This window comes from Streptomyces sp. NBC_01454, assembly GCF_036227565.1.
GTDB lineage: Bacteria > Actinomycetota > Actinomycetes > Streptomycetales > Streptomycetaceae > Streptomyces.
Genome location: NZ_CP109460.1, coordinates 5,973,956 through 5,995,016 on the forward strand (window position 1 = coordinate 5,973,956; position 21,061 = coordinate 5,995,016).

Genomic DNA, 21,061 nt, shown 5'->3' on the forward strand with positions numbered 1-21,061 from the left:
GATGACGTCCTGCGCACACGGCCCGGGCCCCCGGGTCGCCATCGTCGGAATGGCCGTCCTGCTGCCGGGGGCGGCAGACCTCCAGGCGTACTGGCGGAACCTCGCGGCCGGATTCGACGCGATCACCGACGTCCCCGCCGGACGGTGGGACGCCGACTTCTACGATCCGCAGGCGGTGGGACGCTCGGACCGTGTCTACTGCCGGCGGGGCGGGTTCGTCGACGACCTGGCCGACGTCGAGGTGACCCGGTTCGGCATCATGCCCCACTCGGTGGCGGGTACCGAACCGGACCAGCTCCTCGCGCTGAAGGTGGCGGCCGATGCCCTCGCGGACGCCGGCGGCGAGCACCGGCTGCCCGCCCGCGACCGGATCGGCGTGGTCCTGGGCCGCGGCGGGTATCTGACGCCCGGACTCTCCCGTGGATCCCAGCGGGTACGGACGGCCAATCAGCTCGTCCGCACGCTCGGCGAGCTGCTGCCCGGCCTCGGTGCCGACCGGCTGGAGCAGGTGCGGCAGGCGTTCACCCGGCAGCTCGGGCCGGACGAACCCGAGCAGGCGATCGGCCTGGTGCCCAACCTCACCGCCTCGCGGGTGGCCAACCGGCTCGACCTGCGCGGCCCCGCGTACACGGTGGACGCTGCCTGCGCGTCCTCGCTGGTCGCGGTCGACCAGGCGGTGGGCGAACTGGCGAGCGGGCGCTGCGACGTGGTGCTCGCCGGCGGTGTGCACCACTGCCACGACATCACCCTGTGGAGTGTGTTCTCCCAGCTCCGCGCGCTGTCCGTGAGCCAGCGGATCCGCCCGTTCGACCATGCCGCGGACGGCCTGCTGATCGGTGAGGGCACCGGCGTCGTGGTCCTCAAGCGGCTCGCCGACGCGGAGCGCGACGGCGACCGGATCTACGCCGTCATCCGGGGCGTCGGGGTGGCGAGCGACGGCCGCAGCGGCAGCCTCGTCAACCCGGACCCCGCCGGGCAGGTGCGGGCGGTGCGGCAGGCGTGGCGGAGCGCCGGTCTCGACCCCGCCGCGCCCGGATCGGTCGGGCTGCTGGAGGCCCACGGGACCGCCACCCCCTCCGGGGACGCCGCCGAACTGGCCACCCTGGCCGAGGTGTTCGGACCTGCACCCGGCAACGACCGGGCGGTGCTCGGGTCGGTGAAGTCGATGATCGGCCACACCATGCCGGCCGCGGGCGTGGCCGGCCTGGTCAAGGCGGCGCTCGCGGTGCACCATGCGGTGCTGCCGCCGACGCTGCACTGCGAGGATCCACACCCCGCGCTGGCCGCCACCCGGTTCCGCCCGATCGCCTCGGCGGAGCCCTGGGAGACCGATGCGGGCACGCGGCGGGCCGCCGTGAACGCCTTCGGCTTCGGCGGCATCAACGCGCACGTGGTGCTCGAAGCGGCGCCCGGCGCCGTGGCCGGCCGGCGGATCCGGCCCACGGCCGCGGTGCGGGAGAAGGAACGGGTGCTGCGGCTCACCGCCGACAGCCCCGAGCAGCTCGCCACGCTGCTGGACGCCGAGGACCCGGCCGTGCTGGCGGCCGGCCTCGACGACCGGGCCCCCCGCGGCCACGGCCGCAGCCGGCTCGGCATCGTCGACCCCACCGCCAAACGCCTCGCGCTGGCCAGGAGGGCCGTGGCCAAGGGCCGTTCCTGGCGGGGCCGCGGCGACGTGTGGTTCACCCCCGAGCCCCTGCTCGGCACGGACGGCGGCGGCCGGGTGGCATTCGTCTTCCCGGGGCTCGAAGCGGAGTTCCAGCCCCATGTCTCCGATGTCGCCGAACACTTCGGGCTGTCCGGCCTGCTCCCCCAAGCCCGCGCCGGGCGGCCGGCGCAGGTGGCGGACGTCGGCCGGCACGGTGCCGAGGTGGTGGGCGTGGGACGGGTGCTGGACGCCGCCCTGCGCCGCATCGGCATCGTGCCGGACGCGGTCGCGGGCCACAGTGTGGGGGAGTGGACCGCGATGATCGCCGGGGGGCTGTTCGCCGGCCCCGCGGTGGACGAGTTCGTGGCGTCCTTCGACCCGGACGAGCTGCGGGTGCCCGACCTGGCCTTCGCGGTCCTGGGTGCGTCGGCCGACCGGGTCGCGGCCGCCCTCGTGGACCGCCCCGAGATCGTGCTGTCCCACGACAACGCGCCGGACCAGGCGATGGTGTGCGGTCCGCCCGGCCCGGTGGACGACCTCGTGCGCTGGTTTCGCGCGCGCCACGTCCTCGGCCGCGTCCTGCCGTTCCGGTCCGGCTTCCACACCCCCATGCTGGCCCCCTACCTCGAACCGATTCGCCAGGCCGCCGCCCGGTTCGCGCTGTATCCGCCCACCGTGCCCGTGTGGTCGGCGACCACCGCGTCGGTGTATCCGCCCGCCGAGGCGGAGGTGCGCGCGCTGTTCCTCCGTCATCTGCTGGAGCCGGTGCGCTTCCGCCCGCTGATCGAGGCGATGTACGCGGCCGGCTTCCGGGTGTTCGTACAGGCGGGAACGGGCCAGGCCGGCGCGCTGATCGGCAACACGCTGCACGGCCGGCCGCACCTGACGGTGGCCGCCAGCTCCCCGCACCGCAGCGGACTGGCCCAACTGCAGCACGTCGCCACGGCGCTGTGGGTGGACGGCGGGGATCCGCAACCCGGTCCGCCGGCGGCCGGCCGCGGCGCGCCGGCCAAGCCCGCGCCGGTCCGGCTGGACCTCGGCGGGCCGCTGGTCTCCCTCGACCAGCGGACGCTGAACGACCTGCGCCCGGCGCTCGCCGGCGGACACGCGGCCACCGCCGGCGCGGAACCGGCCCCGCTGGAGCAGCTGGCCGCCCGCTTCCCCCTGGCGGGCGAACTGGGCGCACTGCTCAAGGACACCGCGGACACCGCCGCGGCGGTGATCACGGCCGCCGGCACGGCGCACCCGCGCTCACCTGCACCCCCGACAGCACCTGCACCCCCGGCAGCACCTGCACCCCCGACAGCACCTGCACCCCCGGCAGCACCTGCACCCCCGGCAGCACCTGCACCCCCGGCAGCACCTGCACCCCCGGCAGCACCTGCACCCCCGGCAGCACCTGCACCCCCGACAGCGCCGGCCCCTCCGGCACCACACAGCCCTCCGGCCCCGTCCGGAGGCGAACTCAGCGCCGTGCTGCGGGTGTCCACGGCGACCATGCCCTACCTCCTCGACCACTGTCTCTTCTCCCAGCGCCCCGACTGGCCCGACGAGTCGGACCGCTGGCCGGTGGTCCCGGCCACCACGGTGATCCAGCACATGCTGGAGTTCGCCGAGCGGGCGGCGCCCGGCACCAGGGCGGTAGGGGTGCACGGGGTGCACCTGAAGCGGTGGGCGACGGCCAGCCCGCCGGTCGAGGTACCCGTGACGGTGGCGGCGCGCGGGCCCGGGCGGGTCGGCGTGGCCTTCGGGCAGTTCGCCGCTGCCGAGGTCGAACTGGCGGCGGAGCATCCCGACGATCCGCCCCGCCCGTGGGCGTGGGATCCCCGGGACGAGCGGCGTCCGCAGATCACGGCCGAGGAACTGTACGGCGAGCGCTGGATGTTCCACGGCCCCCTGTTCCAGGGCGTCACCGAGCTGACCGCGATCGGGGAGGCGCATGTCCGCGGGGTGCTCACCACCCCGGCCGCCCCCGGCGCCCTGCTGGACAACGTGGGGCAGCTCCTCGGCTACTGGATCATCACCACCCTGACCGAGCGGACCGTGGTGTTCCCGGTGCGGATGAAGGAGATGCGCTTCTTCGGCCCGCATCCCGCACCGGGTGCCCGGCTGGAGTGTCTCATCACGATCACCTCGGTCACCGACTCCGCGGTGGAGGCCGACATGCAGCTCGTCGCCGACGGCCGGGTATGGGCGCAGATCAACGGCTGGCAGGACCGCCGCTTCGACAACCGCCTGGAGACCAGGGTTCAGGAACGGTTCCCCGAGCGGCACACGCTGTCCCGCGAAGAGCAGGGCGGCTGGTGGCTCGTGCACGACCGGTGGCCGGACCTCGCCTCGCGCGATCTCGTCATGCGCAACCATCTGAGCAGCGCCGAACGTGCCGACTACGAGCGGTGTCCGCCACGCGGCCGCCGCCAGTGGCTGCTGGGCCGCATCGCGGTCAAGGACGCGGTCCGCCGGTGGCTGTGGGAACACGGTGCGGGCCCGGTCTTCCCTGCCGAGATCCGGGTGCGCAACGACGACAGCGGACGGCCGTGGGTCGCCGGCCTCCACGGCCGGGTCCTTCCCGAGCTGGACGTCACGCTGGCGCACTGCGCGGAGACCGGCGTGGCCCTCGTACGGCCCCGCGGCACGCACGGGCCCGGCGGGGTCGGCATCGACGTCGAGGAGATCACCGAGCGGCCCGTGCAGACACAGATGATGGCGCTCGGCCGGGCCGAGCGCGAGCTCCTGGTGGCGCGGTGCGCCGGGACACAGGAACCGGAAGCCCTGTGGTTCACCCGGTTCTGGGCGGCGAAGGAGGCCGCGTCGAAGGCGGAGGGCACCGGCTTGCGGGGGCGGCCGCGGGATTTCCGGGTGGTCGCCGCACAGCCGGACGAGTTGGTGGTGGATTCCGGGAGCCGCGTGCACCGGGTGCACTGCCGCCGGATCAGCAACATGGCCGACCTGCCGAGCAGGGACTACGTCGTCGCCTGGACGACGGGCACGGCCGACGAAGGAAAGAGGAAGCGTTGAACAGCAGTCAGGCGCAGGATCCGGTCCTTGCCGAAGGGCCCGATGAGACCGCCGTGTTCGGCGAGATCGCCGGGATGCTCCACTCCGTGCTCGACGAGTACGGAGAGCAGGACGTCGAGATCACCATGGACACCAAGTTCCACGACGACCTGGACCTGGAGAGCATCGATCTGGTCACTCTCGGCGGCCGGTTGGCGGCGCGGTACGGCGAGCGGGTGAACTTCGCCGAGTTCCTGGCCGGACTCGAACTCGAAGAGATCATCTACCTCACGGTCGGTCAGCTCGTCACGTTCGTGGTGGGCTGCCTGCGGGAATCCGGGGGCGCTGAGCCGTGGCGATGATCCACGCCAACGGCGTCGCGCTGCATGTGGAGCGGATGCCCGCCCGGAACACCACGGGCACCGCGCCGCCGCCCACCGTGGTGTTCGTCCACGGCATGCTCGTGGACAGCCTCGTCAGCTACTACTTCACCCTGGCACCGGTGTTCGCCGCCGCGGGGATCGACGTGATCATGTACGACCTGCGCGGGCACGGGCGCAGCGAGCGGCGGGCGGACGGCTACCTGCTGGAGGACTTCGTCGGGGACCTCGACGCGCTGCTCGACCGGCTGGAGGTGACCGGGCCGGTCCACCTCGTCGGCAACTCCTACGGCGGCACGATCGCGTTCAGCTACGCGGCGCGGCGCCCGGAGCGGGTGGCCAGCGTCTCGCTGATCGAATCGGAGCCGGCGACCGACGCCTGGTCCCGCAAGATGGCCGTCAACCTTGAGCGCGCGAGCGTGGAGTTCGCCCGTGCGGACCTGCACGAGCGGCTGGCGGAGGAACACGGGCCGCATGCGACCCGGCGGGTGCGGTCGGCGTCGCGGCTGCTGCACTCCAGCACCATGGCCCGGGACGTCCCGGCCAGCCAGGTGCTGGACGAGGACCAGATCCGGTCGGTGCGCTGTCCGGTCCTGGCCATCTACGGCAGCGAGTCGGAACTCGCGGTCCAGGAGCCGTGGCTGAAGTCGCTGCTCGACGACTGCCGGACCGTTGTGGTGCCGGACCAGGAGCACTGGGTCCTGATGGGTGCCACGCAGCAGGTGAGCGAGCTGATCTCGGCATGGGTCCGCGCGCACGACGCGAGGGCGGAGGCCGGCAGCCCGTGAGCAGGTTCCTCTTCGTGGTGCCGCCGCTGGTCGGCCACATCAACCCCACCCTCGGGGTCGCGGCACACCTGGTCCGGCGCGGTCACCAGGTGGCCTGGGCGGGACTGCCGGCTGTCGTGGCACCCCTCGCGGGGGAGCGGGCAACGGTGTTCCCCTGTGCCGCGCCGCCGCTGGACGACCCGGCCCTGGTCCGGCCGCTCTCCCTCCGGGGCCCGGCGGCGCTGAAATTCCTCTGGGAGATGTTCCTCGGGCCGCTGGCGGAGACCATGGCACCCGGCGTCCGTGCCGCGGTCGGGGAGTTCCGTCCGGATGTCCTGGTCGCCGATCAGCAGGCCGTCGCCGGCGGGCTGGTGGCCGAGCGGCTCGGTGTGCCCTGGGCCACCTCCGCGACCACCTCGGCGGGGTTCACCGCGTTCGCGGGCATCCCGAAGGTGGAGGCCTGGGTGGCCGGGCTGATCCACGGCCTGCGGCAGCGGATCGGCGATCCGGCCGGCGACGCGGACCCGCGGATGTCCCGCCGTCTCGTGCTGGCGTTCAGCACCGAGGCACTGGTGGGGCCCGCCGGATCCTTCGGCGACCAGGTGCGGTTCGTCGGTCCGTCGATCGCTCCCCGCCCCTCGCCGGGCGACTTCCCCTGGGAGTGGCTGGACTCCGGGCGCGCCACCGTGCTGATCACCCTCGGCACGGCCAACAGCGAGGTCGGGCCGCGTTTCCTCGCCGAGTGCGCCGAGGCGGTGCGGGCACGGTCGGACCGTCTCCAAGCCGTCGTCGTCGACCCCTCGGGGACCCTGGACGTCTCCCACGACCGGATACTCGTGCGCCCGAGCGTGCCCCAACTGGCGCTCCTGGAACGGTGCGAGGCGGTGATCTGTCACGGCGGGCACAACACCGTCTGCGAGGCGCTGTGGCACGGACTGCCGCTGGTGGTCGCACCGATCCGGGACGACCAGCCCACCGTCGCCGCCCAGGTGGCCGAGGCCGGTGCGGGGCTGCGGGTGCGGTTCAACCGGGTGACGGCCGGCCACCTCGGCACGGCACTCGACGCCGTTCTGTACGAGCCGGGCTACCGGGCCGCCGCCGAGCGGGTGCGCGGGTCCTTCCGCGCCGCCGGCGGCGCGGACGCCGCGGCCGCACACCTCGAACGCCTCGCCGTCCGCACCGCCGCAGAGAGGCTTCGCCCATGAACCGGGCCGCACAGGTCGCCGCGCTTCGCCCCCGCTACCAGGACGACCTCGCCCGCGGCGTGGCGCGGTTCTTCCGGCCGCGGCGCACCGACTGCCCCTGGTGCGGGTCGGAGCAGCTGGAGGTCCGGCTGCGGACCCCCGATCTGCTCCAGCACAAACCCGGCCGGTTCGTCCTGGAACGGTGCCGGGAGTGCCGCCACACGTTTCAAAACCCCCAACTCAACGAGGACGGGCTGGAGTTCTACTACCGCGACTTCTACGACGGACTGGGTGAGGAGAACCTCGCGACGCTCTTCCGGGCGCACGACAGGGCCTACCGGCTCAGGGCGGGCGCCGTGACGCCCCACGCCGAGCCGGAGACCTGGCTCGACGTGGGCACCGGACACGGGCACTTCTGCGACGCGGCACGGGCCCTCCTGCCCCGTACGGTCTTCGACGGGCTGGACATCGGCGCGGGCGTCGAATCGGCCCAGGAGCGGGGCTGGGTACGGCGCGGCCACCGCGGCAGCTTCGTGGCGCTGGCCGGGGAACTCGCCGGGCACTACGACGTGGTGAGCATGTTCCACTACCTGGAGCACAGCACGGACCCCGGGCGCGAGCTGGCAGCGGCGCACCGGGCGCTGCGTCCCGGCGGCCACCTGCTGATCGAGGTACCGGACCCGCGGTGCTGGTTCGGCCGGCTCCTCGGCCGCTGGTGGCTGCCCTGGCTACAGCCGCAGCACCTGCACCTCATCCCGGTGGGGAACCTGCGCCGGCGGCTGACGGAACTCGGGTTCACGGTGGTCGCGGAGGAGCACGCGGAGCCGCACGATCCCGTGGACCTGCTCACCGCCGGATGGCTGGCCGTGAACAGCCTGGCCCCCCGGAGGGACGAACCGTGGCACGCCGCGCCACCCGGCACGGTCCGCCGTGTGCTGCGCGGCACCGTGCTCGCCGCCGGCCTCCCGCTCCTCACGGCCGGCTGGCTGCTCGACCGGCTCCTCACACCCGTGGCCCACCGGGCCGGTCTGTCGAACGCCTACCGGCTGCTCGTCCGCCGCGATGACGGGTGAGGGCCGGGGCCGGCCATGGCGGCGGCCAGATGGTGGCGGCCGGCTATCCCGAACTTGCGGTAGGCGCCCGTCAGATGGGTCTCGACGGTCCGCAGGGACACCACGAGCAGTTCGGCGATCTGCTTGTTGCTGTACCCCTGCACGGCCAGTGCGCTGACGCGCTCCTCGCCGGGAGTCAGCAGGTTCCCGCCGGGTCTGGCCGCCCGCCCGCCGGCCTCGTGCAGCGGGCCCCGCAGCCGGGTGGCGAGCGCGGTGGCACCGCATCCGGTGGCCAGCTCCAGGCCGCGCTGGAGGGCGTCGCGGGCGCCGCTCCGGTCGTCCCTGCGCAGCAGCGCGACGCCGAGGTCGCCCAGCGTGCGGGCGAGGTCGAGGCGGGCCGGGGTGGCGGTGAGTACGCTCACCGCCTCGCCGAGCAGATCCAGCCCGCGGGTTCCTTCCGCCGCCCTCCCGGCCGCGCGCAGCGCCACGCCGAGGGCCCGCGGGATGCGGCTCTGCCGGGCGAGGTCGAGTTCCTGCTCGATGAGGGCGTGCGCCGCCGGGGCGTCCCCCAGCGCCAGGTGAGCGGCGGCGGCCCGGGAGCGCCAGGGGCAGATCGCCGGGTTGACCGTCCCCGCGGCGTCGAGGTGGTGGCCGCACTCCCGCAGCAGGGCCAGCGCGGTCCGCGGCTCGCCCTGGGACATCCGCAGCGCGGACAGGCTCATGAGGAACAACGGCCTCTCCCAGCCCGCTTCCTGCGGTTCCTTGGGGGAGCGGGTGAGCACCACCTGTTCGGCCGCGTCGAGGTGCCCCTGTTCGAGGAGCGCGTTGATCCTGATGATGTCCAGGGTGGTCGCGTACGGCCGGGTGCCGGCGGCGGGGCGCCGGCCGGCGGCCGCCTGGGCCGTGACGAGGGCCTCGGTGACGTTCCCTCCCTGCCACGCCAGCGCGGCCTGCAGGACCGACAGCGAGGAGTCGAGCAGTTCCAGGCCCTTGACCTCGACCCCCTGGGTCAGCTGCCGGATGAACCGGTCCACCCTGTCGAGCTCGTCGAGGTAGAAGAGGGTCTGCGCGACGAAGTAGTGCAGCGGAAACAGATCGTGGGAGAAGACCGGCAGGTTGACGCAGGCGCGGTCGACGAGTTCGGCCACGTATGGGGCCGGGACCGCCGCCTTGAGCGAGTGGAACGCGTGGAGGGCGAGCAGCTGCCGTTCCCCCGGCGTGCGGCCGACCAGGCCCTCGACGGCCACCGGCGCCGACGGCTCCGGTGTCCGGGCCGCGGGCCGCTCGTACTCCCGCCAGGAACGCAGCGCCCGCATGCGCAGCACCAGTTCACGGTCGGCGCCGCCGTTCTCCGTCTCGCCGCAGAGCTCCGCGATCAGGCGGTCCACGCTGGACAGCACCCCGCGCGGCCGCTGGGAGAACAGCAGGCAGTAGGTCAGTACGCCCAGGGCGTCGCGCCGGGCGGTCTTCTCGGTCAGCACCTCCAGCGCGCCGGTGACGTACGACAGCGCCAGGTCGGCGTCGTAGTGACCGGCCGCGACGCCGAGTTGGAGCAGGATGGGGCCGCGCTCGGCCGCCCCCGGACGCTGGCCCAGCGCGGAACGCAGATAGGTGACCGCCACCTCCGGCGCGCCGCGGTGCAGCGCCTCGTCGGCCGCTCTGCGCAGCACCGTTACCGCCCAGGCCCCCTCCACCGGGCCGGCCGCCAGCAAGTGGGCCGCCACTTCCTCGTCGGGCCGGCCGGCGAGATACGACACGTGTGCCGCCCTGGCGTGTCCCTGGCCGCGCTCCTCGGGCGACATCGTCGCCAGCACGGTCTCCCGCACGACCTGGTGGACGAAGCAGGGGTCGCCACCGGACCGCAGGAGACCGAGCGACCAGAGATCGGCGGCCGCCGCACGCACCACGGCTTCGCCGCTCCCGCAGTACGCGGCGAGCAGCTCGGCCGGTTTGCGATCCCCCAGGACCGCCAGGGCATGCGTCAACTCCACCGCCTCTCGGGACCCTTGGGAGAGCCGGTGCATGACCTCCCGGTTGAGGGTGGACAGCGTCACGGTGCGCAGGCGGTCGCGGAACTCCGCCGTCGGCTGCACGCCGGCGAGCTGCGCGTGGTGCAGCAGCGCGCACAGGAAGAGCGGGTGGCCGCCGGTGGCGGCATGGCAGGCGGCGGAGAAGGGCGCGTCGGGCTCCTCCGTTCCCCACATGTGCTGCGCCAGTTGCCGCACGCCGGGGACGTCGAGGGGTTCCAGGGCGATCTTGTGGCAGTGGTCGGGCCGTACGAGTTCGGCGAACAGCGGGTCGGGCTTGCGGAATTCGCCGGTGCGGTTGACCACCGCCACCAGGACGGGGCGGGTGTCGGCGCGCAGGACGAAACGGGCCAGCCAGCGCAGTGACGGTGTGTCGATCCACTGCAGGTTGTCGATCGCCAGCAGCAGCGGCTGCCGGTCGGCCAGGTGCAGGGCGAGAGCGTCGAGTCCGTCCAGCGCCGTGGCGCTCGAGCGGGGTCCGGTCGCCGGGGTGTCCGTGCGGGCGCCGTCCTCCAGCACCCGCAGTGCCGCCGCCTCCGTCCCCGCCGGCAGCGCTGCCCGCTCGGCTTCGGTGGCCGACTCCATGACGGGCTGGAACAGCTGGCGCACCGCGCCGAACGCGAACTCCCGCTCCAGCGGACGGCAGCGCGCCCACAGCACCCGGAACCGCTGGTCGCGACGGCACCAGCCGTTCAGCAGAGCCGACTTGCCCATGCCCGCGGGGCCTTCGATCTGCACCACGTAGGACCGGCCGGACACCACATGCGCGGCCACCGCCTCCAGTGTGGCCAGCTCGGCACTGCGGCCGACCAGTGGCCGGTCCTGCCCGCACTCGGTGTGCCGCGGTCCGAAACTCACGCGCTCATTCCCCTAGCCTCGTCGTCGGTCGGTCCCAGGCTTCGCCGAAGTTAACAGGCGGGCACGGGGGCGAGGGGCAAGGAGGACGCGCAGCATGGCGTTCAGTCTGCCGCCCTGCGGCGGCCGAGTCCTCCCACCAGGGATGTCACCGGGTCTATGCCAAGTGGAGTAGACGCGTGCGCGTCCTACGACTTCCGGCGGATGGCCCGGTGCCCGCCGACCGGTCCACGTGGTGTGCGCTGAGGGGCGCGGGAGCGGTGGCCGTGCGTGAGGCGCCGGCATCCGCCGCGGCAGGTGCCGGCCGGCAAGAAGGACACCGCCGTTCTTGCCGGCCGGTCGTGGGGCGGCCGCCCGGTCGCCCGGGGTGATCCGCCGGACCTGCCTAGTGGAAGGTGTGCTCCTGGGCCGGGAAGGCGCCGCCGATGACGTCCTCCGCGAACGCCTTGGCCGCCCCGCCGAGCAACTCCCGCATCTGGAGGTACTGCTTGACGAACTTCGGCAGCCGGCCGGCCGTCATCCCGGCCATGTCGGTCCACACCAGCACCTGGGCGTCGCAGTCCGCCCCCGCGCCGATGCCGACGGTCGGAACGGCCAGCGACCGGGTGACCTCGGCGGCCAGCTCGGCGGGTACGGCCTCCAGCACGACCGCGAACGCACCGGCGTCCTGCACCGCCTTCGCGTCCCGCAGCAGCTGCTGGGCCGCCTCCTCGCCGCGCCCCTGGACGGGGTAGCCGCCATAGGCGTTGACCGACTGCGGGGTCAGCCCGACGTGCGCCATCACCGGGATGCCGGACGACACCAGCAGCTCGACCTGGTCGGCGGAGCGCTCACCGCCCTCCAGCTTGACGGCGCCCACCCCGGCTTCCTTCACCAGCCGGGTGGCGCTGCGCAGCGCCTGCACCGGCCCTTCCTGGTAGGTGCCGAACGGCAGATCGCCGACGACGAGGGAGCGGGTGGTGCCCCGGACGACCGCCGCGGACAGCATGACGATCTCGTCCAGGGTGACCGGCACGGTGGATTCGTAGCCGAGGTGGCAGTTGCCCATCGAGTCCCCGACGAGCAGCACCGGGATGCCGGCCTCGTCGAAGACGGAGGCGGTCATCGCGTCGTAGGCGGTGAGCATCGGCCACTTCTCACCGCGCTCCTTGGCGGCGGCGATGTCCCGGACGGTGATCCGGCGCGACCCGGAGCCCCCGTACAGAGACTTGGCGACCGGCTTCTGGGCAGGCGAAGGCTGCGTCATGATGACGTCTCCTGTTCCTCATCTCGAGGCACCCTGACGGTGTCCCCGGACTCCCGTCCATGCTGGCACGGCTCGCCCGCAAAGGAAAAGGGGAGCGGCCGGACCCCGTTCGGTCACCCGGGTGGCCCTACCCGCCCGCGATTCCTTCCGATACGGAACGGGACCGTATCGGTGACTGCATAGGGTGACCAAATGGTCACCTCACCCCCCGCCCCGGGCACACCCCCCGACCGCCGGATCCCGGACCGTATCCACCGCCGCCGCTGGGCGATCCTGTCCCTTCTCATGCTCAGCCTGCTGATCGTGGTGCTGGACAACTCGATCCTCAACGTCGCCATGAAGACGATCGCCACCCCCGCCCCCGTCGGGCTGGGCGCCACCCAGAGTGAGCTGGAGTGGGCGATCAACTCCTACACCCTGGTCTTCGCCGGGCTGCTGTTCACCGCGGGACTGCTGGGCGACCGTCTGGGCCGCAAGAAGATGCTGCTCTTCGGCCTGGCCGTGTTCGGTGCCGGGTCGGTACTCGCCGGGGTGTCCGGCTCGCCCGCGGAGCTGATCACCTTCCGCGCGCTGATGGGGGTGGGCGGCGCCTTCGTGATGCCCTCCAACCTCGCCATCTTGATGAACGTCTTCGAGCGGGAGGAGCAGCCCAAGGCGATCGGTATCTGGGCCGGCGGGGTGGGCGTGGCCATCGCGGTCGGCCCGATCGCCGGGGGCCTGCTGCTCGACCACTTCTGGTGGGGCTCGGTCTTCATGATCAACGCGCCGATCGTGGTGCTCTCGCTGGTCGCGATGCTGATCCTGGTGCCCGACTCCCGCGACCCCCGGCCCGGCCGGCTGGACCCGGCCGGGGTGCTGCTGTCCGTCATCGGACTCGTGCTGCTGGTCTACGGGATCATCAAGGGCGGCCAGCTCGCCGACTTCACCGAGGCCCAGGTGGTCGGCCCGATCGCCGGCGGGGTGCTGGTGCTGGCCGTCTTCGTGGTGCACCAGAAGCGCAGCGACCACCCGTCGATCGACATCGGCTACTTCCGCGTCCCCGCCTTCTCGGCCGCGATCACCGCCATCGCGCTGGTCTTCTTCGCGCTCACGGGCGTGACGTTCTTCATCGTCTTCTACGTCCAGAGCGTGCGCGGCTACTCCCCGCTGCAGGCCGGGCTGCTGATCCTGCCGCTGGCCGCGGCTCAGCTGATCTTCGCGCCGCGGGCCCGGCTCGCGGTGGACCATTACGGCGCCCGGGCGGTGTGCACCTTCAGCATGTTCGTGGTGGCCACCACCATGGTGGGCCTGCTGCTGCTGGACACCGCCACCCCGCTGTGGCTCATGGAGGCGCTCTTCTTCATCCAGGGCTCCGCCATGGCGCACATCATGCCGCCGGCCACCGTCGCGGTCATGCAGTCGCTGCCGCGCGAGAAGGCCGGCTCCGGCTCGGCGCTCAACAACGTCTTCCGGCAGGTCGGCGGCACCCTCGGCGTGGCCGTCCTCGGCTCGCTGCTGTCGACCAGCTACCGCGACCGCATCCAGGGCACGCTCGACGCGCTGCCCGGACTGCCGGCCGCCGTCCGGCACGCGGCCGGCGAGTCCATCGAGGCGACCCTCTCCCTCGCGGCCCGGCTGGGCCCGGCCGGCCGGCCGCTGACCACCGCCGCCGACGACGCCTTCGTCCACGCCATGCACATCACCGCGCTCGGTTCGGCCGCCGTCGCGATGATCGGCACCATGGTGGCCGCGGCGTTCCTGCCAGGCAAAATGGTCCCGGCACCGCAGCCGGCGGAGCCCCAGGAAGAGCGGAAGGCGGGCGTGCAGCGATGAACCGGGCGGCGGAGGACCACGAGGTCGCGGCGGACGGGGGGCAGCCGGAACCGGCGGTCCCCGGGCGCCGCGGCCGGCCGCGCAGCGCAGCGGCCGACTCCGCCATCATCGAGGCCGTGCTCAGCCTGATCGAGGACGGTGTCTCCATAGGTGAGCTGTCCATGGAACGCATCGCCCGGGAGGCGGGAGTCGGCAAGGCCACCGTCTACCGCCGCTGGTCCGGCAAGAGCGCCCTGATGCTCGACGTCATGCGGTCGCTGGACGTCCCGAGCCCGCCGGCCGCCGGCCTCTCGGTCCGCGACGACCTGGTCTCGCTGCTGGAGTTCCTGCGCCACCGCGGCCTCGCCAAGCGCGGCTCGGCCCTGCTGCGCACCGTCGTCAGCCATGTCCGGGCCCAGCCCGAGCTGTGGGCGGAGTACCACGCCACGGTCATCCGGGCCCGCCACGAGGCGCTGCTCGGGGTGCTGCGGCGCGGGGTGGCGAACGGCGAGATCCGCGCCGACCACGACCTGGACACCCTCGCCGACCTCTTCGTGGGCCCGATGCTGGCCCGCGCCCTCCTCCACGACCGCACGGATCTGCCCGAGGGGCTCCCGGCGGACCTCGTCGACCTCGTCCTGGAGGGCGTACGGCCCGGCGTACGGCCCACGGCGGCGACGGCGGCGGGCTGAACTCCGCGGCGCCCCGGCAGGGTTGGGCCACCCGGAGCGTCCCTCCGTCGAGGCCGCGGCCGCGCCCGGCACGACCGGTCCGCTCCCGTGTGCCGTATGACCGGAGCATGCCCGTTCTGTCACAGCCGTTGTCACACATGCCGAGGCCGGAACCCCGCCCCGGCAGCGCGCCGTCCTCACTTCTAAGAAAGCACATTACGGGTCATCGCCTAGGGTCGGAGATCACAGGTGAGGCGCAGCGAGCAAGGCAGCGAGGGCAGCTACATGGCGCAGGCATACATGACGGAACCGGGGCAGGGGCACACCCCCGGGCAGGCCGGTTCCCGGGCCGAACGCCTGCGGAACTGGTGGCGCCCCGAGGGCACCTGGCGGCGGGGCATCGTGCTCGCGGTGCTGGCCGTCCTGCTCGGGCTGGTGATGATCCTGCACGCCCGGATCCCCAACACCGTGGGGAACCTGGGCAGTCTGCTGGAGACCTTCCTGCCGTGGGTGGGGCTGGGCATCCCGCTGCTGCTCATCGCCGCGGTGCTGCGCCGCTCGGCCACCGCGCTGGTCGCCCTGCTGCTGCCGGCCATCGTGTGGGTCAACCTCTTCGGGAGCCAGGTCACCGACAAGGCCGGCGAGGGCGGCAACCTCACCGTCGTCACCCACAACGTCAATGCCGAAAACCCCGACCCGGCCGGCACCGCCAAGGACATCGTGGCGTCCGGCGCCGATGTGGTGGCCCTGGAGGAGCTGTCCGGGGACGCCCTGTCGACCTACCGCCAGGGGCTGGCGAAGGCGTATCCGTACCACACGATCGAGGGCACGGTCGGCCTGTGGAGCAAGCGCCCGCTGACCGACACCCGGCCGGTGGACACCAAGATGGGGTGGAACCGCGCGCTGCGGGCCACCGTCACCGCCGTCGACGGCCAGCAGTTCGCCGTCTACGTCGCCCATCTGCCGTCGGTACGGGTCAACCCCCAGAAGGGGTTCACCGCCAACCCGCGCGACGCCAGCGCCAAGGCGCTGGGTGAGGCGATCGCCGCGGACCCGGTGCAGAAGGTCGTGCTGCTCGGCGACCTCAACGGCACCATGAACGACCGCTCGCTGGCCCCGGTCACCTCCCAGATGCGCTCCGCGCAGGGCGCGGCGGGCGACGGCTTCGGCTTCAGCTGGCCGGCCTCGTTCCCGATGGCCCGGATCGACCAGATCATGATGAAGGGGATGTCCCCGGTCAAGGCCTGGGTGATGCCGTCGACCGGTAGCGACCACCTGCCGGTCGCGGCCTCGGTGAAGATCTGACGGACGGCGGACGGCGGACAGCGGACGGACGGGCGGAGGGACGGGCGGACGGGCGGAGGGGCGGCGCCCGGCCGACGGCGGGTGGAAACGGGCTCGTCACGCCCCGTTCCCCGGCCGGAATACCGCGCCTGAGAGACTTTGTTCCGTAAAGGTACTTAGCGCTGACGGTTCCACCGTGCTCAGCGCTCGCGGTCCGCTCTCCGTGTGCCCGTCCGCACGCACACCCCGGGAAGGTCTTTCATGCCCTTGGCTCTGCTCGCCCTCGCAGTCGCAGCCTTTGGCATCGGCACCACCGAATTCGTGATGATGGGCCTGCTGCCCGAGGTCGCGGACGACCTGGGCACCTCGGTCCCCACCGCCGGCTACCTCGTCTCCGCCTACGCCCTCGGCGTCGTCCTCGGCGCCCCGCTCCTGACGGCCCTCGGCGCACGCATTCCGCGCCGGCGGATGCTGGTGGCGCTGATGGCGGTCTTCACGGTCGGCAACCTCGCCTCCGCCCTGGCACCCACCTTCGGCCTGCTGATCGCCGGCCGGCTGCTGGCCGGTCTGCCGCACGGGGCGTTCTTCGGCGTCGGCGCGGTGGTCGCCGCCCGGCTGGTGCGCGAGGGCCGGCAGGCCCGCGCGGTCGCCACCATGTTCCTCGGCCTGACCGTCGCCAACATCGTCGGCGTCCCCGCCGCGACCCTCTTGGGCCAGCAGCTCGGCTGGCGCGCCACTTTCCTCGTCGTCGCCGCCATCGGCCTGGTCGCCATGGCCGCCCTGGTCCGGCTGCTCCCGCCGCTGCCGGCCGGCGAACGCACCGGCCTGGGCCGCGAACTGCGTGCGCTGGGCCACCGCCAGGTGCTGCTCGGCCTGCTCACCACCGTCTTCGGCTTCGCCGGGGTCTTCACCGTCTACAGCTATCTCGCCTCGATGCTGACCGAGGTCACCGGCTTCGCGGCGGGCTCGGTCCCGGTGGTGCTCGCCCTCTTCGGCATCGGGATGACCCTCGGCGCCCTGGCCGCGGGCCCGCTCACCGACCGGGCCCTGCGCCCCACCCTCTACGTCTCACTGGCCGCCCTGGCCCTCGTCCTGACGGCCTTTCACTTCACCGCGCACCTGAAGGGGGCGGCGCTGGTGACGGTCGTCCTCATCGGCGCCGTCGGCTTCCTGACCACCACGCCGCTGCAGATGCTGGTCATGCACAAGGCCCAGCAGGCCCCGACCCTGGCCGCCGCCTCCCACCAGTCCGCCTTCAACCTCGCCAACGCCGGCGGTGCCTGGGTGGGCGGCCTGGCCCTGTCGGCCGGCTGGGGCTGGACCTCCCCGCCCCTGGTCGGCGCGGTGCTGGCCGCCCTGGGCCTGGCCGTCGCCCTGCTGGCCGGCTTCCTGGACCGCGGCGCGCACGACGCCTCCCGCATCGTGGCCCGCAGCGACACGGCGGACGCGGAGCCGCCCGCCGGCACGCAACTGCCGGCCGGGGCCCGCCGGAGCTGAGGGCGCACGAGCCGAACGGCCGGGCGGCGGCACGGGCCGGGGCCCGTGCCGCCGGGCGGCGGCACGGGCCCCGGCGGCCGTCAGTCGCCTTCCCGCCAGTGGTTGGTGATCGGCAGCCGGCGGTCCTTGCCGAAGCCCTTCGACGAGATCTTCGGGCCCGGCGGGTACTGGCGGCGCTTGTATTCGGCGCGGTCGACCATCCGCAGCACCCGCGTCACCAGCTCGGCGTCGAAGCCCCGGCCGACGATCTCCTCGCGGCCCCGGTCGCGGTCGACATAGAGCTCCAGGATGCGGTCCAGGACGTCGTAGTCGGGGAGCGAGTCGGTGTCGACCTGGCCGGGGCGCAGTTCGGCGCTCGGGGGCTTGGTGAGGGTGTGCTCCGGGATCGGCGGGGTGTGGCCGCGGTCGGCGGCGGCCTGGTTGCGCCAGCGGGCCAGCTGGTAGACGACGGACTTGTAGACGTCCTTGATGGGGCCGTAGCCGCCGACCGAATCGCCGTAGAGGGTCGAATAGCCGCACGCCAGCTCGGACTTGTTGCCGGGGGCGAGGACCAGATGACCCTCTTGATTGGAGAGCGCCATCAGGGTGGTGCCCCGCAGCCGTGACTGGAGATTCTCCTCGGCCAGCCCGGTCAGCGGCAGCGCCTGCATATAGGCGTCGAACATCGGGCCGATCGGCACCGTACGGAAGGACAGGCCCGTACGGTGGGCGAGTTCGGCGGCGTCGGTCAGGGAGTGCTCCGAGGAGTAGCGGGAGGGCATCGCCACCGCGTGGACCTGCTCCGCCCCCAGCGCGTCGCAGGCCAGGGTGGCCACCAGCGCCGAGTCGATGCCGCCGGAGAGGCCGAGCACCACACTGCGGAAGCCGTTCTTGGTGACATAGGCGCGCAGCCCGACGACCAGCGCGGAGTAGATCTCCTCGAGGTCCGTGAGGCGTTCGGCCGCACCCCCGGGCGTCCGGGGTGCGTAGTACGGCAGCGGGTCCGGAGTGAGGACGCGGTGGTCGACGCGCAGCCCGTCGTTCAGGATGCCCGAGGGGGGCGCGGGGGCCGCGGCCGGCAGGTCCAGATCGACCAGCACACAGCTCTCCGCGAACTGCGGTGCCCGTGCGATCACTGAGCCGTCCCTGTCGACGACGAGCGAGTCACCGTCGAAGACCAGCTCGTCCTGCCCGCCCGTCATCGCCAGATAGGCGGTGGTGCAGCCGGCCTCCCGGGCCCGCCTGCGCACCAGCTCCAGCCGGGTGTCGTCCTTGTCCCGCTCGTAGGGCGAGGCGTTGACCGACACCAGCAGCCCGGCGCCGGCGCTGCGGGTGGCCGGCACCCGGCCGCCGTCCTGCCACAGGTCCTCGCAGATGGCGAGCGCGACATCCACCCCGTGCACCCGGATGACGGGCAGGGTGTCGCCGGGGACGAAGTAGCGGAACTCGTCGAAGACCCCGTAGTTGGGCAGGTGGTGCTTGGCGAAGGTGAGGGCGACCTCGCCGCGGTGCAGCACGGCGGCGGCGTTCTGGGGGGCGCCCGCGGGCCTGCCGTAGCGGGGCTCGTCGCGGTCCTCGCGGTCGAGATAGCCGACGATCACCGGGAGGTCGCCCAGGCCCTGCCCGGCCAGCCGGCCGGCCAGTGCGCGCAGCGCGTTGCGGCTCGCCTCGACGAACGAGGAGCGCAGCGCGAGGTCCTCGACGGGATAGCCGGTCAGCGCCATCTCGGGGAACGCGACGAGGTGTGCGCCCTGGCCGGCGGCGTGCCGGGTCCAGTGCAGGATCGTCTCGGCGTTCCGGGCGAGGTCGCCGACACACGAATCGATCTGATTGAGGGCGAGGCGAAGGTGAGGCACCCCGCCAGTGTAATCGTCTTTCTGACGCAATGGGGGGTCGGAGACGGTGTCGCCGGTGTCGCGCGGGGGTGACGACCGCCCGGGGAGCGGCCCGTGAGCCGGCTGCCCCCCACTTCCCCTCTCTTCTCTCCTGCTACTTCTTCCTACTTCTTCCGGTAGCCGACGACCGTCATCATCCCGGACGCCGAGTGGTAGACGTTGTGGCAGTGGACCATCCACAGCCCGGGGTTGTCGGCGTCGAAGTCGACGTTCACGGACCGGCCGGGCAGCAGTACCAGGGTGTCCTTGCGGGGGCCGTCGTCGGGCAGCGCGAAGGTGTGGCCGTGCAGATGCATCGGGTGCCACATCCGGGTGTGGTTGCGGAAGCGGATCCGGACCCGCTCACCCGCCTCGACGGGGTACCGCTGGGACGAGGTGTACGGCTTCGAGTTGATCGCCCAGTTCCACCTGCCCATGGAGCCGGTGGCGGTCATCACCAGCGTGCGGTCGGGGTCGCGCGGGGTGAGCCGTACCGACTCCGCGGCCCGGAGCCGCTCCGCGGTCAGCACCCGGCCGCGCAGTTCCCTGGGCCGGGTGGCCCCGTCGGGCGCCTCGCCGCCTCCGGTGCGCAGCACGGCCAGCGCGGAGCGCTTCTTGCCCTCGGCGAGCGCGGTGAGCGGGAAGACCCCGTCCCCGGCCGTGACCAGGACGTCATAGCGCTCGGCCATACCGAGCAGCAGCGTATCGGTGTCGGTGTGCTCGATCGGCCAGCCGTCGGTGTGGGTCACGGTCATCCGGTGGCCGCCGAGCGACACGCGGTAGGCGGTGTCGCTGCCCGCGTTGATGAAGCGGATCCGGATCCGGTCGCCGGGACGGGCCCGGAAGATCTCCGGGTCCTTGGTGCTCCGGCCGTTGATGAGGTGGAACGGGTGGTCCACATCGCCCGGGTCGCCGCCGAGCAGCCTGCTCTTGGCGCCCATCAGCATCCGTGACGGGCCGTTCGAGGTGCCCCCGGTCCCCTTGCCGCCGCTCGCGCCGCCGAGGTCCGTGCCGTCATGGCTCATTCCGCCGTGGAACCGGCCCCCGCTCACCTCGGACAGCACCGAGTCCGGGTCGCTGCCGTCGACCCCGTCGACCCAGTCGTCGATCATGACGATCCACTCCCTGTCGTACGAGAGCGGTTCCTTGGGGTCGTCGACGATCAGCGGCGCGTACAGCCCGCGGTCCAGCTGGGTGCCGGAGTGCGGATGCACCCAGTGGGTGCCGGGCTCGGTGATCGTCAAGTGGTAGTCGAAGGAGGCGCCGGGCGCGAGGGAGCGCTGGGTCAGGCCGGGGACGCCGTCCATGTCGTTGCGCACCGCCAGCCCGTGCCAGTGCAGGGTCGTGGACTGCGGCAGGTGGTTGGCGAGGGTCAGGGCGAGCCGGTCGCCCGCCGTGACCCGGAGCTCTCTGCCGGGCAGCCGGTCGTCGTAGGCCCAGGTCCGGACGGTGAGACCGCCCAGGTCCAGTTCGGTCTCGGTGGCCGTCAGCGAGGTGCTGCGCACCGGGCCCGAGCCCCGCTTGCGCTCGGCCTCGGCGACCTCCGGCCCGTCGGGGGAGACATAGCCGTCCGGCGGGGTGTCGCCGCCGGGCCCGTGTGAGAGGTCCATGCCGTTCTTGTCGCGCGTGCCGGTACGGACGCAGCCGGATGCGTGGGTGGCACCGGCGGGCAGCAGACCGCTGCCGGCGACGGCGATACCCGCGCCGAGCACGGCGCGGCGGGAGTGCGTACGCATGGGGAGCACCTCGTGGGGGTCTCGGTGGTGAGGTGGGGGCGGAGGCGAAGGGCGCTGCCGCCGGCCGTGACGG

13 protein-coding genes are annotated in these 21,061 nt (G+C 73.2%); 9 read left to right on the top strand and 4 right to left on the bottom strand.

Annotation, left to right across the window (positions count from 1 at the left end; all coding sequences use genetic code 11):
• Window position 1: 1 nt before the first annotated feature.
• From OIU81_RS26465 to OIU81_RS26485, 5 genes are all read left to right on the top strand, one after another.
• Window positions 2-4,666 (top strand): polyketide synthase, encoded by a 4,665-nt coding sequence (locus OIU81_RS26465; RefSeq protein WP_329151681.1) that lies wholly within the window; start codon window positions 2-4, stop codon window positions 4,664-4,666.
• A gap of 74 nt (window positions 4,667-4,740) precedes the next feature.
• Window positions 4,741-5,007, top strand: coding sequence for an acyl carrier protein (locus OIU81_RS26470; RefSeq protein WP_329155366.1), 267 nt, complete (start codon window positions 4,741-4,743; stop codon window positions 5,005-5,007).
• Window positions 5,004-5,813: an alpha/beta fold hydrolase gene (locus OIU81_RS26475; RefSeq protein WP_329155368.1), complete on the top strand. Its 810-nt coding sequence runs from the start codon at window positions 5,004-5,006 to the stop codon at window positions 5,811-5,813. The genes OIU81_RS26470 and OIU81_RS26475 overlap by 4 nt, the downstream gene beginning before the upstream one ends.
• Window positions 5,810-6,997, top strand: a complete 1,188-nt coding sequence (locus tag OIU81_RS26480; protein ID WP_329151682.1) for a glycosyltransferase — start codon at window positions 5,810-5,812, stop codon at window positions 6,995-6,997. The genes OIU81_RS26475 and OIU81_RS26480 overlap by 4 nt, the downstream gene beginning before the upstream one ends.
• Window positions 6,994-8,049, top strand: coding sequence for a class I SAM-dependent methyltransferase (locus OIU81_RS26485; protein ID WP_329151683.1), 1,056 nt, complete (start codon window positions 6,994-6,996; stop codon window positions 8,047-8,049). The genes OIU81_RS26480 and OIU81_RS26485 overlap by 4 nt, the downstream gene beginning before the upstream one ends.
• Here OIU81_RS26485 and OIU81_RS26490 read toward each other — a convergent pair.
• Together OIU81_RS26490 and panB are read right to left on the bottom strand one after the other, a co-directional pair.
• Window positions 8,016-10,913 carry an ATP-binding protein gene (locus OIU81_RS26490; RefSeq protein ID WP_329151684.1) on the bottom strand — a complete coding sequence of 966 codons (2,898 nt, stop codon included), beginning with the start codon at window positions 10,911-10,913 and terminating at the stop codon, window positions 8,016-8,018. The two genes, OIU81_RS26485 and OIU81_RS26490, sit on opposite strands and share 34 nt — an antisense overlap.
• Before the next feature lie 382 nt (window positions 10,914-11,295).
• Window positions 11,296-12,156 (bottom strand): 3-methyl-2-oxobutanoate hydroxymethyltransferase, encoded by an 861-nt coding sequence (gene panB / locus OIU81_RS26495; protein WP_329151686.1) that lies wholly within the window; start codon window positions 12,154-12,156, stop codon window positions 11,296-11,298.
• Between the two features lie 192 nt (window positions 12,157-12,348).
• On the opposite strand from panB, the gene OIU81_RS26500 reads away from it, so the two are divergent.
• The 4 genes from OIU81_RS26500 (at window position 12,349) to OIU81_RS26515 (ending at window position 17,399) form a co-directional block, all read left to right on the top strand.
• Complete coding sequence (locus OIU81_RS26500; RefSeq protein WP_329151688.1) at window positions 12,349-13,968, top strand: MFS transporter; 1,620 nt, start codon at window positions 12,349-12,351, stop codon at window positions 13,966-13,968.
• Window positions 13,965-14,639 carry a TetR/AcrR family transcriptional regulator gene (locus OIU81_RS26505; protein WP_329151689.1) on the top strand — a complete coding sequence of 225 codons (675 nt, stop codon included), beginning with the start codon at window positions 13,965-13,967 and terminating at the stop codon, window positions 14,637-14,639. The genes OIU81_RS26500 and OIU81_RS26505 overlap by 4 nt, the downstream gene beginning before the upstream one ends.
• Window positions 14,640-14,918: 279 nt before the next feature.
• On the top strand, window positions 14,919-15,923 hold the full coding sequence (locus OIU81_RS26510) for an endonuclease/exonuclease/phosphatase family protein (protein ID WP_443074165.1): 1,005 nt from the start codon (window positions 14,919-14,921) through the stop codon (window positions 15,921-15,923).
• Between the two features lie 240 nt (window positions 15,924-16,163).
• Window positions 16,164-17,399 (top strand): MFS transporter, encoded by a 1,236-nt coding sequence (locus OIU81_RS26515; protein ID WP_329151691.1) that lies wholly within the window; start codon window positions 16,164-16,166, stop codon window positions 17,397-17,399.
• A gap of 80 nt (window positions 17,400-17,479) precedes the next feature.
• Here OIU81_RS26515 and OIU81_RS26520 read toward each other — a convergent pair whose 3' ends face one another.
• Window positions 17,480-19,234: an NAD+ synthase gene (locus OIU81_RS26520; protein WP_329151693.1), complete on the bottom strand. Its 1,755-nt coding sequence runs from the start codon at window positions 19,232-19,234 to the stop codon at window positions 17,480-17,482.
• 143 nt (window positions 19,235-19,377) lie between these two features.
• Window positions 19,378-20,988 carry a multicopper oxidase family protein gene (locus OIU81_RS26525; protein WP_329151695.1) on the bottom strand — a complete coding sequence of 537 codons (1,611 nt, stop codon included), beginning with the start codon at window positions 20,986-20,988 and terminating at the stop codon, window positions 19,378-19,380.
• Window positions 20,989-21,061: the final 73 nt, after the last annotated feature.

Bases quoted from the DNA above. Each gene is read 5' to 3' on its own strand.
- OIU81_RS26510 (WP_443074165.1), top strand. From the start codon at position 14,919: ATGACGGAACCGGGGCAGGGGCACACCCCCGGGCAGGCCGGTTCCCGG.
- OIU81_RS26470 (WP_329155366.1), top strand. From the start codon at position 4,741: ATGCTCCACTCCGTGCTCGACGAGTACGGAGAGCAGGACGTCGAGATC.
- OIU81_RS26515 (WP_329151691.1), top strand. From the start codon at position 16,164: ATGCCCTTGGCTCTGCTCGCCCTCGCAGTCGCAGCCTTTGGCATCGGC.
- OIU81_RS26505 (WP_329151689.1), top strand. From the start codon at position 13,965: ATGAACCGGGCGGCGGAGGACCACGAGGTCGCGGCGGACGGGGGGCAG.
- OIU81_RS26475 (WP_329155368.1), top strand. From the start codon at position 5,004: ATGATCCACGCCAACGGCGTCGCGCTGCATGTGGAGCGGATGCCCGCC.
- OIU81_RS26465 (WP_329151681.1), top strand. From the start codon at position 2: ATGACGTCCTGCGCACACGGCCCGGGCCCCCGGGTCGCCATCGTCGGA.
- panB (WP_329151686.1), bottom strand. From the start codon at position 12,156: ATGACGCAGCCTTCGCCTGCCCAGAAGCCGGTCGCCAAGTCTCTGTAC.
- OIU81_RS26525 (WP_329151695.1), bottom strand. From the start codon at position 20,988: ATGCGTACGCACTCCCGCCGCGCCGTGCTCGGCGCGGGTATCGCCGTC.
- OIU81_RS26500 (WP_329151688.1), top strand. From the start codon at position 12,349: ATGGTCACCTCACCCCCCGCCCCGGGCACACCCCCCGACCGCCGGATC.
- OIU81_RS26485 (WP_329151683.1), top strand. From the start codon at position 6,994: ATGAACCGGGCCGCACAGGTCGCCGCGCTTCGCCCCCGCTACCAGGAC.